Annotated in this window: 13 protein-coding genes and 1 pseudogene; 10 read left to right on the top strand and 4 right to left on the bottom strand. The window is 70.1% G+C overall.

From position 1 onward, the window contains the following. The 4 genes from ACFSL2_RS11240 to ACFSL2_RS11225 are packed head-to-tail and all read left to right on the top strand — an operon-like array spanning position 1 to position 2,939. Positions 1 to 378, top strand: coding sequence for a twin-arginine translocase TatA/TatE family subunit (locus ACFSL2_RS11240; protein WP_377197940.1), 378 nt, complete (start codon positions 1 to 3; stop codon positions 376 to 378). 40 nt (positions 379 to 418) lie between these two features. After that, entirely contained in the window at positions 419 to 1,492 is a 1,074-nt protein-coding gene (trpS, locus tag ACFSL2_RS11235) for a tryptophan--tRNA ligase (RefSeq protein ID WP_377197939.1), read from the top strand. Then, on the top strand, positions 1,489 to 2,025 hold the full coding sequence (locus tag ACFSL2_RS11230; protein WP_377197938.1) for a 2'-5' RNA ligase family protein: 537 nt from the start codon (positions 1,489 to 1,491) through the stop codon (positions 2,023 to 2,025). Before trpS ends, ACFSL2_RS11230 begins: the two co-directional genes overlap by 4 nt. 29 nt (positions 2,026 to 2,054) lie before the next feature. Beyond that, positions 2,055 to 2,939, top strand: a complete 885-nt coding sequence (locus tag ACFSL2_RS11225; protein ID WP_377197937.1) for a YihY/virulence factor BrkB family protein — start codon at positions 2,055 to 2,057, stop codon at positions 2,937 to 2,939. A gap of 41 nt (positions 2,940 to 2,980) precedes the next feature. Here ACFSL2_RS11225 and ACFSL2_RS11220 read toward each other — a convergent pair whose 3' ends face one another. Genes ACFSL2_RS11220 through sdhC form a run of 4 tightly spaced genes read right to left on the bottom strand, consistent with a single transcriptional unit; the run spans position 2,981 to position 6,475 of the window. Further along, complete coding sequence (locus ACFSL2_RS11220; RefSeq protein ID WP_377197936.1) at positions 2,981 to 3,739, bottom strand: succinate dehydrogenase iron-sulfur subunit; 759 nt, start codon at positions 3,737 to 3,739, stop codon at positions 2,981 to 2,983. After that, positions 3,739 to 5,571 carry a succinate dehydrogenase flavoprotein subunit gene (sdhA, locus tag ACFSL2_RS11215; RefSeq protein WP_377197935.1) on the bottom strand — a complete coding sequence of 611 codons (1,833 nt, stop codon included), beginning with the start codon at positions 5,569 to 5,571 and terminating at the stop codon, positions 3,739 to 3,741. The genes ACFSL2_RS11220 and sdhA overlap by 1 nt, the downstream gene beginning before the upstream one ends. Before the next feature lie 56 nt (positions 5,572 to 5,627). Continuing rightward, the gene (locus ACFSL2_RS11210) at positions 5,628 to 6,092 is read right to left on the bottom strand and encodes a succinate dehydrogenase hydrophobic membrane anchor subunit (protein ID WP_377197934.1); all 465 of its coding nucleotides are present in this window, start codon (positions 6,090 to 6,092) and stop codon (positions 5,628 to 5,630) included. Further along, positions 6,092 to 6,475 (bottom strand): succinate dehydrogenase, cytochrome b556 subunit, encoded by a 384-nt coding sequence (gene sdhC, locus ACFSL2_RS11205; protein ID WP_357466149.1) that lies wholly within the window; start codon positions 6,473 to 6,475, stop codon positions 6,092 to 6,094. Before sdhC ends, ACFSL2_RS11210 begins: the two co-directional genes overlap by 1 nt. A 258-nt stretch (positions 6,476 to 6,733) precedes the next feature. Between sdhC and ACFSL2_RS11200 the strand changes: the two genes are divergently transcribed. From ACFSL2_RS11200 to ACFSL2_RS11175, 6 genes and pseudogenes are all read left to right on the top strand, one after another. Next, complete coding sequence (locus ACFSL2_RS11200; RefSeq protein WP_377197933.1) at positions 6,734 to 7,867, top strand: mannose-1-phosphate guanylyltransferase; 1,134 nt, start codon at positions 6,734 to 6,736, stop codon at positions 7,865 to 7,867. Between the two features lie 160 nt (positions 7,868 to 8,027). Beyond that, positions 8,028 to 9,257, top strand: coding sequence for an amidohydrolase (locus tag ACFSL2_RS11195; RefSeq protein WP_377200808.1), 1,230 nt, complete (start codon positions 8,028 to 8,030; stop codon positions 9,255 to 9,257). A gap of 154 nt (positions 9,258 to 9,411) precedes the next feature. Beyond that, positions 9,412 to 10,494 (top strand): BMP family lipoprotein, encoded by a 1,083-nt coding sequence (locus ACFSL2_RS11190; RefSeq protein ID WP_377197932.1) that lies wholly within the window; start codon positions 9,412 to 9,414, stop codon positions 10,492 to 10,494. A gap of 110 nt (positions 10,495 to 10,604) precedes the next feature. After that, positions 10,605 to 12,128, top strand: coding sequence for an ABC transporter ATP-binding protein (locus tag ACFSL2_RS11185; RefSeq protein WP_377197931.1), 1,524 nt, complete (start codon positions 10,605 to 10,607; stop codon positions 12,126 to 12,128). Then, on the top strand, positions 12,125 to 13,450 hold the full coding sequence (locus ACFSL2_RS11180) for an ABC transporter permease (protein WP_377197930.1): 1,326 nt from the start codon (positions 12,125 to 12,127) through the stop codon (positions 13,448 to 13,450). Before ACFSL2_RS11185 ends, ACFSL2_RS11180 begins: the two co-directional genes overlap by 4 nt. Further along, a pseudogene (locus tag ACFSL2_RS11175) lies at positions 13,447 to 14,619 on the top strand (ABC transporter permease); the annotation flags it as partial. The gene ACFSL2_RS11180 and the pseudogene ACFSL2_RS11175, both read left to right, overlap by 4 nt. Positions 14,620 to 14,710 lie beyond the last annotated feature (91 nt).

The raw sequence follows: 14,710 nt of genomic DNA, 5'->3' as shown, positions 1-14,710 counted from the left end.
GTGTTCGGCATCAATGGCTGGGAGCTCGTGATCATTCTGGTGGTCGCGATGCTCGTGATCGGCCCGGAACGACTACCGGTCTACGCGGAGCAGCTCGGCTCTCTCGTGCGGCGGGGTCGCGACCTGCTCCAGAACGCGAAGGCGCGCGTCGACGACGAGCTCGGGCCCGAGTTCAACGACGTGGACTGGTCCAAGCTCGACCCGCGCCAGTACGACCCGCGCAAGATCGTCCGGGACGCCCTCCTGGACGACAGCCCGTCCGCCGCCTACCCGGGGTCGGCCGGGACACGGGTGGCGGACCGTGACGGAACGCCGCCCGCACCGGCCGGGGCCTCCGCGGAACCAGGGAAGGCGCCCTACGACGACGAAGCGACCTGACGATTCGGTGCCCGCGCACGGACCTGCCAGAATGTTCGCCATGTCGTCCGAAACCTCGACCGCGGTGAGCACCGGGACTGCTGCCCACCGCCCCACCCGGAAGCGCATATTTTCCGGGATGCAGCCCACCGACGGGTCACTCCACCTGGGCAACTACATCGGTGCGCTGTCCCAGTGGATCGCGCTGCAGGACTCCTACGACGCGCTCTACTGCGTCGTCGACCTGCACGCGCTCACGGTGAGCCCCGACCCGGCCGTGCTGCGTGAGCGCACCCGCCGGACCGCCGCGCAGTACCTCGCCGGGGGCATCGACCCCGAGCGGTCCATCCTGTTCGTGCAGTCCCACGTGGCCGCCCATGCCGAGCTGGCGTGGCTGCTGAGCTGTCAGACGGGGTTCGGCGAGGCCGGGCGCATGACGCAGTTCAAGGACAAGTCGGCGAAGCAGGGCAGCGAGGGCACCACGGTCGGGCTCTTCACCTATCCCGTGCTGATGGCGGCCGACATCATGCTGTACGACGCGGGCCTGGTCCCCGTGGGCGAGGACCAGCGCCAGCACCTGGAGCTCACCAGGGACCTCGCGGCGCGGCTGAACGGCCGCTTCGGGGAGGGCACCGCCGTGGTGCCGGACGCGCACATCGTCAAGGCCGTCGCGAAGATCCAGGACCTGCAGGACCCGAGCGCCAAGATGAGCAAGTCCAGCGCGGGCGGCAAGGGCGTCGTCTGGCTGCTGGAGGACCCGAAGAAGGCGGTCAAGGCCATCAAGTCGGCGGTGACGGACGCCGACGAGTCGTACGGCGTGCGCTTCGACCCGGTCGAGAAGCCGGGCATCTCGAACCTGCTGACCATCTTCTCGGCCGTGACCGGTCGGGACCTCGACGAGATCGCCAAGGAGTACGACGGCCGCGGGTACGGCTACCTCAAGGTGGACCTGGCCGACGCCGTCGTCGCCTTCCTCGAGCCGTTCCAGGCCCGGGCGAACACCTACCTCGCGGACCCGGCGGAGCTGGACCGCGTGCTGGCCGACGGCGCGGACCGTGCGCGTGCCATCGCCCGTCCCGTGCTGAACCGGATGTACGAGCGGTTCGGACTGCTCCCCGCACGAGGCGACCGGTGAACCTCCCCGAGCGGGGACCCGGCCAGGTTCGCATCGGGATCGCCATCGAGATCCCGGAACCTTACGCCGCCGAGCTGAGCGCGGCGCGGGTGGCGGCCGAGGACCCGCTCGCGGACTTCATCCCCCCGCACATCACGCTGCTGGGGCCCACCCTGCTCGACGCGGGGCGGCTCGCCGAGGCGCGCGACCACCTGGCCGCCGTGGCCGCCTCGGCGCCGCCGTTCACGGTCCAGCTGCGCGGTACCGCCACGTTCCGGCCGGTCTCGCCGGTGGTGTTCGTGGCGCTGGCGCAGGGCATCTCCGAGTGCGAGCAGCTCGAGTCGAGCGTGCGGTCCGGGATCCTGGACGGCGAGCTGCGGTTCAACTACCACCCGCACGTCACCATCGCGCACGAGGTGCCCGACGCGGCCCTCGACAAGGCGTTCGACGCGATGTCGGACTACTCCGCCGAGTTCGACGTCGACCGGTTCTACCAGTACGAGCACGGCGACGACGGCATCTGGCGGCCCCAGGCGGCGTTCCCGCTGGGCTGAGCGGGCCGCTCCCGTCTAGTGTCGACCGGGTGAAGCGGCTGATCGAGCTCGGGCAGGCGGCCTGGGCGCGCTGGGAGGTCACCCGTGCCGGCCGCACGCTCAACCGGTACAACACGGCCGGCGGGTCCGTGCTGTGCGGCGGGATGGCGTATGCCGCACTGTTCTCCCTGTTCGCCGCCCTCACCATCGGCTACACCGTGTTCGCGCGCGCGCTCGGCGGTGACCTCGGGCTGCGCGACGCCGTGCTGGCGCAGATCGACACCTGGGTGCCGGGCCTCGTGGACACCGGCGAAGGCGGCGTGCTGGCGCCCTCCGACCTCGTGCTCTCCTCGGGCCTGAGCTGGACGTCGATCGTCGCGGCAGTGGTGCTGCTCTGGTCCGCCACCAACTTCATGGGTGCTCTGCGCACGTCGGTCCGTGCGATGTTCGACGAGACCGACGGCGAGGGCAACCCCCTGACCGACCGGCTGCGGCAGCTCCTCGGGTTCGCGCTGCTCGGCGTCGGCGTGCTGGTCACGGCGGCCGCGAGCGTTGCGGTGTCCACGGCGGTGCCCTGGCTCCTGGAGCTCGTGGGCCTGGGGGAGGGCGTCGGCGGGATGGTTCGCGGGATCGGCCTCGTGCTGACGACGCTGCTCGACACGGTCCTGGTCGCCGCGGTGATCCGGTACGTGGGCGAGGTCCGCCCGGCCCGGCGGGACCTGCTGATCGGGTCCCTGGGCGTCGGCATCGTGGCCGGCGGGCTCCGCTTCCTCGGCACCGAGGTGATCGCGGGCATCGCCACCCGCAACGCGCTGCTGGCGTCCTTCGCCGTGGTGGTGACGCTGCTGCTCCTGGTCAACCTCCTGGCCCGCGTCCTGCTCGTGGCGTGCGCCTGGATGGCGGTCGCCGACAGAAGCACCGAGGGCGGAAGGTAGCCACGGCCACCTTCCGCCCTCGGCGGGGTCGGACGAAGAGCTCAGAACGCCCGGGTGATCATGGCGCGCTTGACCTCTTGGATCGCCTTCGTCACCTCGATGCCCCGGGGGCAGGCCTCGGTGCAGTTGAAGGTCGTGCGGCAGCGCCACACGCCCTCCTTGTCGTTGAGGATCTCCAGGCGCTGCGAGCCACCCTCGTCACGGCTGTCGAAGATGAAGCGGTGCGCGTTCACGATCGCGGCCGGGCCGAAGTACTGGCCGTCCGTCCAGAACACCGGGCACGACGAGGTGCACGCGGCGCACAGGATGCACTTGGTGGTGTCGTCGAACCGGGCGCGGTCCTCGGGGGACTGGTAGCGCTCCTTGGACGGCTCGTTCCCCGTGGTAATGAGGAACGGCATGATCTCGCGGTAGGACGCGAAGAACGGCTCCATGTCCACGACGAGGTCCTTGATCACGGGCAGGCCCTTGATGGGCTCGACGGTGATCGGCTTGTCAGGGTTGACGTCCTTGAGCAGCGTCTTGCAGGCCAGACGGTTGCGGCCGTTGATCCGCACCGCGTCCGAACCGCAGACGCCGTGCGCGCAGGACCGGCGGAACGTGAGCGAACCGTCCATGTCCCACTTGATCTTGTGCAGGGCGTCCAGCACCCGGTCGGTGCCGTGGGCCTCGACCGTGAAGTCCTCCCAGGTGGCCTCCTCGGACACCTCAGGGTTGAACCGCCGGACCCGCAGCGTGACCGTGAACGAGGGGATCTCGCCGGCGGCGGACGGTGCGGCGGCTTCGAGTGTGGCAGTCATCAGTACTTACGCTCCATCGGCTCGTACCGGGTCTGGACAACGGGCTTGGAGCCCAGGACGACCTTGTAGCCGTCGAACTCCTCGACGTGGTCGAAGTAGCCCTCGACGTGACCCTCGGCCTGGTCCGACGCCTCGGGCGGGCGGCGGTAGGCCATCGTGTGCAGCATGTAGTGGGCGTCGTCGCGGTTCGGGTAGTCCTCGCGGTAGTGCCCGCCGCGGGACTCCTTGCGGTTGATGGCCGCGACCACGGTGACCTCGGCGATGTCGAGCAGGAAGCCCAGCTCGATGGCCTCGAGGAGGTCGGTGTTGAAGAGCTTGCCCTTGTCCTGCACCGACGCGTTGCGGTAACGCTTCTGCAGGGCACGGATGTCGGAGAGGGCCTCGTTCAGCGAGTCGCCCGTACGGAACACCTGGGCGTTGAGGTCCATGGTGTCCTGGAGCGCCTTGCGGATGTCGGCCACCCGCTCGCCGTCGGGCCGGTTACGCATCTCGTCGAGCTGCGCGATCACGCGGACCGTCGGGTCCTCGGGCAGCTCGTGGAACTCCGCCGTCTTGGCGTACTCGGCGGCGGCCCGGCCGGAACGCTTGCCGAACACGTTGATGTCGAGCAGCGAGTTGGTGCCGAGCCGGTTGGAGCCGTGCACGGACACGCAGGCGACCTCGCCGGCGGCGTAGAGGCCCTTGACCACGTTGACGCCGTCGCGGAGCACCTCGCCCTTGACGTTGGTCGGCACGCCGCCCATCGCGTAGTGCGCGGTGGGGTACACGGGCACCGGCTCCGTGTAGGGCTCGATGCCGAGGTAGGTGCGCGCGAACTCGGTGATGTCCGGGAGCTTGGCGTCGATGTGCGCGGGCTCCAGGTGCGTCAGGTCGAGCAGCACGTAGTCCTTGTTCGGACCGGCGCCCCTGCCCTCGCGCACCTCGTTCGCCATGGACCGCGCCACGATGTCACGGGGTGCGAGGTCCTTGATCGTGGGTGCGTAGCGCTCCATGAAGCGTTCGCCCTCGGAGTTGCGCAGGATGCCGCCCTCGCCGCGAGCCGCCTCCGACAGGAGGATGCCCAGCCCCGCGAGGCCCGTGGGGTGGAACTGGAAGAACTCCATGTCCTCCAGCGGCAGCCCACGGCGGTACGCCAGGGCCATGCCGTCACCGGTCAGGGTGTGCGCGTTCGAGGTGGTCTTGAAGATCTTCCCGGCACCGCCGGTGGCGAAGATGATCGACTTGGCCTGGAACACGTGCAGCTCGCCGGTCGCCAGGTCGTAGGCGACGACGCCGGTCGCGTTGACCTCCTCGCCGGCCGCGATCTCCTCGGTGGTGAGGTCGTGGTCCGTGATGAGGTCCAGCACGTAGAACTCGTTGAAGAACTCCACGTCCTGCTTGACGCAGTTCTGGTAGAGCGTCTGGAGGATCATGTGGCCGGTGCGGTCGGCGGCGTAGCACGCGCGGCGCACCGCGGACTGGCCGTGGTCGCGGGTGTGCCCGCCGAAGCGGCGCTGGTCGATCTTGCCCTCGGGGGTGCGGTTGAACGGGAGGCCCATCCGCTCCAGGTCGAGGACCGACTCGATCGCCTCCCGGGCGAGGATCTCGGCCGCGTCCTGGTCGACGAGGTAGTCACCGCCCTTGACGGTGTCGAACGTGTGCCACTCCCAGTTGTCGTCCTCGACGTTCGCGAGGGCTGCCGCCATACCGCCCTGGGCGGCACCGGTGTGGGAGCGGGTGGGGTACAGCTTGGAGATCACCGCGGTGCGGGCCTCCTTGGACGACTCGAGGGCGGCGCGCATCCCGGCGCCGCCGGCGCCGACGATGACAACGTCGTACTGATGGGTCTGCATCGGGCTCGATGCCTCCTGCTGAAGAGTTTCGGTGTGTGGGGCGGGACGTGCTGGTGCTAGGCCGTGCAGAAGGAGGCGAGCAGCTCTGCGGGCGCGTCGGTCGGGCACGCTTCGAACGTGAAGATCACGAGGGTGCCGAGCACGACCACGACGGTGAACGCCAGGTACAGCAGGCCCTTGAGGATGCCGCGCGTCAGGTCCCGGGTGGCGTAGTCGTTGATGATCGTGCGCACGCCGTTGGTGCCGTGGATCATGGCGAGCCACAGCATGAGCAGGTCCCAGACCTGCCACATCGGGTTCGCCCACTTGCCGGCCACGAAGGCGAAGTCGATGGCGTGCACGCCCTCGCCCACCATCAGGTTGACGAACAGGTGGCCGAAGATGAGGACGAGCAGCACCACGCCGGACGCCCGCATGAAGACCCAGGAGTAGAGCTCGTAGTTGCCGCGCGTCGTCCTGCGCCGCTCGTACGGGGAGCGGGGGGTAGCGACCTTGGCCACCGCTGCGGTTCCGTGTGCCATCAGTGACCCCCGGTGAAGACGTTGATGAGGTGCCGCGGCAGGAAGCCCGCCATCGTCACGACGAAGAGACCGACGACCACCCAGAGCATCGTCTTCTGGTACTTGGGGCCCTTGGCCCAGAAGTCCACCAGGAGGATGCGGATGCCGTTGAACGCGTGGAAGACGATCGCGGCCACGAGCCCGGCCTCGCCCAGCCCCATGATCTCGGTCTGGTAGGTGCTGATCGCTGCGTTGTACGCCTCGGGGGACACGCGCACCAGCGCTGTGTCGAGCACGTGCACGAGCAAGAAGAAGAAGATCAGCACGCCGGTCACGCGGTGCGCGACCCATGACCACATGCCTTCACGGCCGCGGTATAACGTGCCTGCTGGTGCGGTGGGCACTTCGGGAGCCTCCTATGGCTGTCCGGCTGGGGGGTGGCTGGTCCCCACTGTAATGACAACTGGTCGCCTCGATCGCCGCCCGGCAGCCCGTACGGGCATCAAGACGCGGCATTTGTGACTGATCCCACAGGGGAGATGTCGCCGCTTCGGGCACCCGTCAGGTTGCCCGTGCGTTGCTACCGGATCCCGCTCTCCGCCAGGGCTCGGCCCGGGCTGCTATGGCTGCGAGAACTCCGTCCGACTGACATCCTGCGGGGCATGACTTCGGCCGCCGCCCCATCGTCCCCGATCGACGACTTCTTCGCAGTGGTACCCGCCGGTGGGTCCGGCACCCGGCTCTGGCCGCTCTCGCGTGGCGGGGAGCCCAAGTTCCTGCACGACCTCGTCGGTTCCGGCATGTCGTTGCTGCAGGCCACCGAGCACCGGCTGCGTCCGCTGGCCGGGGCCGACGGCGTCATCCTGGTCACCGGCGAGCAGCACGTGGCGGCCTGCCGCGCGCAGCTCCCCGGCCTCGCCGACGACGCCGTGCTCGCCGAGCCGTCGCCGCGCGACTCCATGGCGGCGATCGGCCTGGCCGCCGCCGTGCTGGAGAAGCGCCACGGCGACGTCGTCATCGGGTCGTTCGCGGCGGACCATGTGATTCATGGCACGCGCGCGTTCGAGCTGGCGGTCCGTGAGGCCGTAGCCGCCGCGCGTGCCGGCTACGTGACGACGGTCGGGATCGCCGCCTCGCGCCCGTCGGTGGCCTTCGGCTACGTGCGTTCCGGCGAGCCGCTCGGGGTCGAGGAGGCGCCGCACACGCTGCACGTGCGGGGGTTCACGGAGAAGCCCGACGCCGCGACGGCGCTGGTCTACCTCGCGTCCGGCGAGTACCGGTGGAACGCGGGCATGTTCGTCTCGCGCACCTCGGTGCTGCTGGGGCACCTCGCCGAGCAGCGGCCCGAGCTGCACGACTCCCTGCGGCTCGTCGCGGACGCGTGGGACACCCCGCGCCGGGCGGCGGTGCTGGCCGACGTGTGGCCCGGCCTCGAGAAGATCGCCATCGACCACGCGGTGGCCGAGCCGGTCGCGGCGGCCGGCGGCGTCGCCGTCGTGCCGGGCACGTTCGGCTGGGACGACGTCGGGGACTACAACTCGCTCGCGGTCCTCCTGCCGTCCGACGACGACAGCGGCGCCAAGGTGCTCGGCGACCCGGCCGACGTGCTGCGCATCGACAGCGCCGGCTCGGTGGTGGTCCCGGCGTCGGGCCGGCTGGTGACGGTGCTGGGGCTGGACGACGTGGTCGTCGTCGACACGCCGGACGCGCTGCTGGTCACCACGCGCGCCCGCGCGCAGCAGGTGAAGAACGTGGTGGCGGCGGTCAGGGAGCGCGGCCGCGAGGACCTCCTCTGACCCGTCCTCGGGCGCACCGTCGGACAGTCATGTCCGCATCGTGGGACGGATTGTCTGCCGCCGTGTCTCGCGGGCCGGACGGCGATACCGTGGTCGGGTGAACCCGACCCAGCCGCCCGTCAATCTCGCCGACTTCGATCTGATCGTTTCGAACGACCAGATGCCGGTGGGTGACGTGCCCGCAGGGAACGCGACGGAGGTCGTCGCAGGCCTGGCTGCCCGCGTGGGCGAGCTGGCCGAGGTCCTGGACCCCGAGCTCATCGCGTTCCGCCGCGACGTGCACGCCCACCCCGAGCTGTCCCGCAAGGAGACCCGCACCACGCACGCCGTCGCCGAGCGGCTGCGGGCCGCGGGCCTCGAGCCGCGCCTGCTCCCGATCGGTTCCGGACTGGTCTGCGACATCGGTCCCGACCACGGTCCGAACGGTGAGGGCCGAGTCGGCCTGCGTGCCGACCTCGACGCCCTCCCGCTGCAGGAGACCAGCGGTGTGGAGTTCGCCTCGACCGAGCCGGGCGTCGCGCACGCCTGCGGGCACGACGTGCACACCACCGTGGTGCTCGGTGCGGGCCTCGTGCTCGCGCGCCTGGCCGAGGAGGGGCGGCTGCGGCGCGGTGTCCGCCTCTTCTTCCAGCCGGCCGAGGAGGTGTTCCCCGGCGGCGCCGAGGACATCATCAACCGCACCTCGGAGCTCGAGGGCGTCGACCGCATGGCGGCGCTGCACTGTGACCCGAAGTTCGACGTCGGGCACGTCGGCACCCGCATCGGGCCGATCACCTCCGCCAGCGACTCGGTCATGGTGACCGTCGCGTCCCCCGGCGGGCACACCTCGCGCCCGCACCTCACGGGTGACGTCGTCTTCGCGCTCGGCCAGATCATCACCCAGACCCCGGGCGTGCTGGGGCGCCGGCTCGACCCGCGTTCCGGCGTGAACCTGACCTGGGGTGCGGTCCAGGCGGGCTCGACGCCCAACGCGATCCCGTCCACCGGCATCGTCAAGGGCACGCTGCGCTGCCTCGACGTGCGGGCCTGGGAGAAGGCGGGCGAGCTGGTGCGCGAGGCGGTCGAGCAGATCGTCGCGCCGTACCAGGTCAGCGTGTCGGTGACCGTGACGCACGGCGTGCCGCCGGTCGAGAACCAGGCGGCGGCCACCTGCGACCTCGAGGACGCGGTCCGCGACGCCGTGGGGCCCGATGCCGTCCAGCTGACCGAGCAGTCCATGGGTGGCGAGGACTTCGCCTGGTTCCTGCGGAAGGTACCGGGCACCATGGCCCGCCTCGGCGTGCGCACGCCCGGGGGCCGCACCTATGACCTGCACCAGGGCGACCTGGTGGTCGACGAGCGGGCGATCGGGGTCGGTGTGCGGGCTCTTGCCCAGTTTGCGGCGAGCTGACCGCTGGATGTTCCTGTCTATGACGCTTCGGTAACGACTTACTCCGGTTACCGTCTCGAAACGCGAAATGCGGGATGCGCTGGCTACCCTCGGTGCGGTATAGGGCCCCGGTCTGATTGACTAGGGCTCGTCTGGACCATCTGAAGGAGCACCAGTGAAGAAGGCTGTTCGGCTGACCGCCCTTGCGGGAGCAGCGGCTCTCGCGCTCTCGGCGTGCGGAGCCGCCCCCGAGGAGACCACTGGTGGTGGCGACGCCGCCACCAGTGACTTCAAGCCCTGCATCGTCTCGGACCAGGGTGGGTTCGACGACAAGAGCTTCAACCAGCTCAGCTACGAGGGCGTCACTGCTGCCGCCGAGGAGCTTGATACGACGGCGCACGAGGTCGAGTCGGCGTCGGAGAGCGACTACAAGGGCAACGTCGAGTCGCTCGTGGCCGAGGGCTGCGACGCCATCGTCACGGTCGGCTTCGCGCTGTCCGCGACGACCATCGAGTCGGCGAAGGCCAACCCTGAGATCGACTACATCATCATCGACGACGCCGCCGACGCGGACTTCGACGGTGAGGCCGACTCGGAGAACATCAAGCCGATCCTCTACGACACCGCGCAGGGCGCGTTCCTCGCGGGCTACCTGGCCGCCGGGTACTCGGAGGCCGACAAGGTCGGTACCTACGGTGGTCAGGAGTTCCCGACCGTCACCATCTTCATGGATGGTTTCAAGCAGGGCATCGACTACTACAACGAGACCAAGGGCGAGAAGGTCGAGCTGGTCGGCTGGGACGGCGAGAAGGGCTCCTTCACGGGTAGCTTCGCTGCCGACCCGGCGGCGAAGACCACCGCTAAGAACATCATCGACCAGGGCGTCGACGTCCTGTTCCCCGTGGGCGGCCCGATCTACCAGGGCGCCATGGACGCGATCGCCGACTCCGGCAAGGACGTCGCGATCATCGGTGCGGACGCCGACTTCTTCGAGACCGACCCGACCACGCAGGACGTGGTGCTCACGTCGGTCCTGAAGCGGATGGACGTCTCCGCCAAGGAGGCCGTCGTGGCCTCGGGCAACGGTGAGTTCGACCCGACGCCGTACGTCGGCACCCTCGAGAACGGTGGAGTGGACATCGCGCCGCTGCACAACTTCGAGGACAAGGTGGACCCGGCCCTGTGGGAAGAGGTCCAGGGCCTCAAGGAGTCGATCATCGCGGGTGAGGTCGAGGTGGAGTCCTACCTGGCCGAGTGATTCGCCCGGTCGATGACCGAGCAGTGACGCAAGATGGTCCCGGGGGGCACGGGTCGAACCGTGCGCCCCGGGACCTGTTATGAGCAGGACCCTCCTCGGGAAGGACATTCATGCGGCTCGAGCTGCGCGGCATCACCAAGCGCTTCGGCGCGCTCGTCGCGAACGACCATATCGACCTGGTCGTCCAGCCAGGCGAGATCCACTCGCTCCTCGGCGAGAACGGGGCTGGCAAGTCCACCCTGATGAACGTGCTCTACGGCCTGTACCAGGCGGACGAGGGCGAGATCCTGCTGGACGGCGTGGTCCAGCACTTCTCCGGACCGGGCGACGCGATGGGTGCGGGCATCGGCATGGTGCACCAGCACTTCATGCTCGTCCCCGTCTTCACCGTCGCGGAGAACGTCATGCTCGGCCACGAGCAGACCCGCGGCGGCGGGCGCCTCGACCTGGAGGCGGCCCGCGCGCAGGTGAAGGAGATCTCGGCCCGCTTCGGCTTCCACGTGGACCCCGACGCCGTGGTCGAGGACCTGCCGGTGGGTGTGCAGCAGCGCGTCGAGATCATCAAGGCGCTCTCCCGGAACGCCGACGTGCTGGTCTTCGACGAGCCGACGGCCGTGCTGACACCGCAGGAGACCGACGAGCTGATGGCGATCATGCGCCAGCTGCGCGACGAGGGCTCCGCGATCGTCTTCATCACCCACAAGCTGCGTGAGGTGCGCGAGGTCGCGGACCGCATCACGGTGATCCGCCACGGCAAGGTGGTGGGCGAGGCCCTGCCCACGGCGTCGGACGGCGAGCTCGCCTCGCTCATGGTGGGCCGCTCCGTGGAGCTGACGGTGCAGAAGGAGCAGCCCACTCTGCACGACAACGGGCTCAAGGTCACCGACCTGGTCATCACCGAGGCGAGCGGCACCGTGGTGGTCGACGGCGTGGACTTCGAGGTGCACGGCGGCGAGGTGCTCGTCGTCGCGGGCGTCCAGGGCAACGGCCAGACCGAGCTGACGGAGGCACTGCTGGGCCTGCAGGACGACGTGTCCGGGAGCGTCACGCTCGACGGCAAGGAGATCGTGGGCCGCTCGGTCCGCGCGATCCTCGACGAGGGCGTGGGATTCGTCCCCGAGGACCGCACGTACGACGGGCTGGTCGCCGAGTTCACCATCGCGGAGAACTTGATGCTCGACCGCTCCGACGGTCCGCCGTTCGTGCGCCGCGGTGCGCTGCAGCGCGGCTTCCGCGACCGGTTCGCCCACGAGAAGATCGCCGAGTTCGACGTCCGGACGCAGGGCATCACCACACCGGTGGGGCGCCTGTCGGGCGGTAACCAGCAGAAGGTGGTGCTCGCGCGCGAGCTGTCGCGCGACCTGCGCCTGTTCGTCGCCGCGCAGCCGACGCGCGGCGTGGACGTCGGCTCCATCGAGTTCATCCACAAGCGGATCATCGCCACCCGCGACGCAGGCGTCCCCGTGGTCGTGGTCTCCACGGAGCTGGACGAGGCGGTGGCCCTGGCCGACCGCATCATGGTGATGTACCGCGGCAAGGTGGTGGGCATCGTGCCCGCCGACACCCCGCGCGACGTGCTGGGCCTGATGATGGCGGGGATCTCCCCCGAAGAGACGAAGGAGGCGTCAGCGTGAGCGCGCCCGACCAGGAGCCCGGTCTCGATCCAGGCACCGCCGAGGAGCTGGAGCAGGAGCGGGCCCGCGAGGCCGGCGGACCGGTGGGCGACGGCGCCGTCGACACCGCGGACCGTCTGGCCAAGGCCCTGCACCAGACGATGAGCAGCCCGTGGACCGTGTCCGTCGGCGCCGTGCTGCTCGCCATCGTCGCAGGCTCGATCATGATCGCCTTCACGGACGAGGAGGTGAAGGCCGCCGCGACGTACTTCTTCGCGCGGCCCACCGACACGTTCGTCGCCCTCGGCCAGGCGATCGGCGGCGCGTACTCGGCGCTGTTCCGCGGCTCGGTGGTCAACCTGCGGGCGGAGGACTTCGCGACCGCGATCCACCCCCTCACCCAGACGCTCAACTATGCGACGCCGCTCATCGCGGCGGGCCTGGGCGTGGCGCTCGCCTTCCGGGCCGGCCTGTTCAACATCGGTGGCCAGGGGCAGATGCTCGTGGCGGCAGCGGCGGCGGGCTGGGTCGGCTTCGGCGTGAGCGGCGTGCCGTTCCCGCTGCACCTGCTGATGGCGCTCGTGGCCGGTATGGCGGCGGGCGCGCTGTGGGCCGGCCTGGCGGGCCTGCTCAAAGCACGCACCGGTGCGCACGAGGTGATCGTCACGATCATGCTCAACTACGTGGCGTTCTACCTGATCTCCTACCTGCTGGCGACGCCGGGGCTGCTGCAGGCGCCCGGGTCGTCCAACCCGAAGACGCCGCCGACCGCGGAGTCCGCACAGCTTCCGCCGCTGGTGGGCGATCGGTTCAACCTCCACTGGGGGTTCGTGCTGGCACTCCTCGCGGTCGTGTTCGTGTGGTGGCTGCTGAGCCGGTCGTCGACGGGCTTCGCGTTCCGGGCCGTCGGGGAGAACCCCCGCGCGGCCCGGGTGGCCGGGATCGACACGGGCCGCGCCACGGTCAACGCCATGCTCGTGGCCGGTGGCCTCGTCGGCCTGGCAGGTGCTTCGCAGGTGCTGGGCGGCGTCACGACGGGCTTCAGCTCGGACATCGACGCGGGCATCGGGTTCGACGCCATCACCGTCGCCCTGCTCGGCGGGTCCAACCCGTGGGGCGTGCTCGCGGCCGGCATCCTGTTCGGCGCGTTCAAGGCGGGCGGGTCCACCATGCAGGCCTCCCAGGGCATCCCGAGCGACATCGTGCTCGTGGTCCAGTCCCTCATCGTGCTGTTCATCGCGGCGCCGCCGCTGGTCCGGGCGATCTTCCGGCTGCCGGACCCGAACCGGCGTCGGGCACCGAAGAAGAAGGCGAACCGGAACCGGAAGGAGGCGGCAGCGTGAGCGCCGACCACACCACGACTCAGCTCGACGCGCCGCTGTCGGAGACGACGCGCACCGTGACCGTCGTGTCCTGGAAGTCGGCGGGCGTGCTGCTGACCGTCACGGCGCTGTACGCGCTGCTGCTCATCGCGGTCCCGCACTCGGGCGACACGCGGTTCCTGCTGTCGCAGCGCGGGGACTTCTTCCAGATCCCGGTGATCGTGGTCCCGGCCGCACCGCTCGCCTGGGTGTGCGCGGTCGTGCTGCTCGCCGTGACCGCGGCCGCCGTCGTGCTCACCGCGCGCAGGACCAGGACACCGCTGTGGCTCGTGGCGGTGTTCGCCTTCGCCGGCCTCACCGGCTTCCTGGCCTGGGCCGGGGCGGGCAGCCCGCGCGACCTGTCGGTGGTGGGCCTGCTCGGCGGCGCCGTGCTGTGGTCGGTGCCGTTCGTGTACGGCGCGCTGGGCGGCGTGATCGGCGAGCGCGCGGGCGTGATCAACATCGCGATCGAGTCGCAGCTGCTCGGCGCGGCGTTCACGGCGGGCATCGTGTCCTCGGTGACGAACAGCGCACTGATCGGCCTGGCCGCTGCGGTGCTCGCCGGCGCGCTCGTGTCGCTCGTGCTCGGCCTGTTCGCGATCACGTACCACGTGAACCAGGTGATCGTGGGTGTGGTCCTGAACGTCCTGGTGGTCGGGCTGACCAGCTTCCTCTACTCGCAGGTGCTGCAGGCCGACGCCGCGACGCTCAACTCGACCACGCGGTTCTCGTCGATCCCGATCCCGGTGCTGTCGGACATCCCCGTGCTCGGCCCGGTCCTGTTCGACCAGCCGCTGCTGATCTACCTGATGTTCTTCGCCGTCCCGGCGGTCTGGTACGCGCTGAACCGGACCCGCTGGGGTCTGCGGCTGCGCTCGGTGGGCGAGCACCCGAAGGCCGCCGACACCGTCGGCATCGACGTGGTGCGCACCCGGTACAACGCGGTGCTCGTCGCGGGTGCTGTGGCCGGGCTCGGTGGTGCGTTCTACACCACCGTCTACCTCAGCCAGTTCGGCGAGAACATGACCGGCGGCGCCGGCTACATCGCGCTCGCCGCGGTGATCTTCGGCAAGTGGGACCCGGTGCGGGCCGCGTTCGCGGGCCTGCTGTTCGGGTTCGCCTCCAACCTGCAGAACGTGCTGTCCGTCGTGGGCTCGCCCGTGCCGAGCCAGTTCATGCTCATGGTGCCGTACGTCGTCACCCTGCTGGCCGTGGCCGGTCTGGTCGGGCGGTCGCGCCGCC

The sequence above is a fragment of the Promicromonospora aerolata genome (assembly GCF_042682255.1).
In the GTDB taxonomy this organism is placed as follows: domain Bacteria; phylum Actinomycetota; class Actinomycetes; order Actinomycetales; family Cellulomonadaceae; genus Promicromonospora; species Promicromonospora aerolata.
The sequence above is the reverse complement of the archived record's forward strand: the minus strand, read 5'-3'. Positions and strand labels throughout refer to the sequence as shown.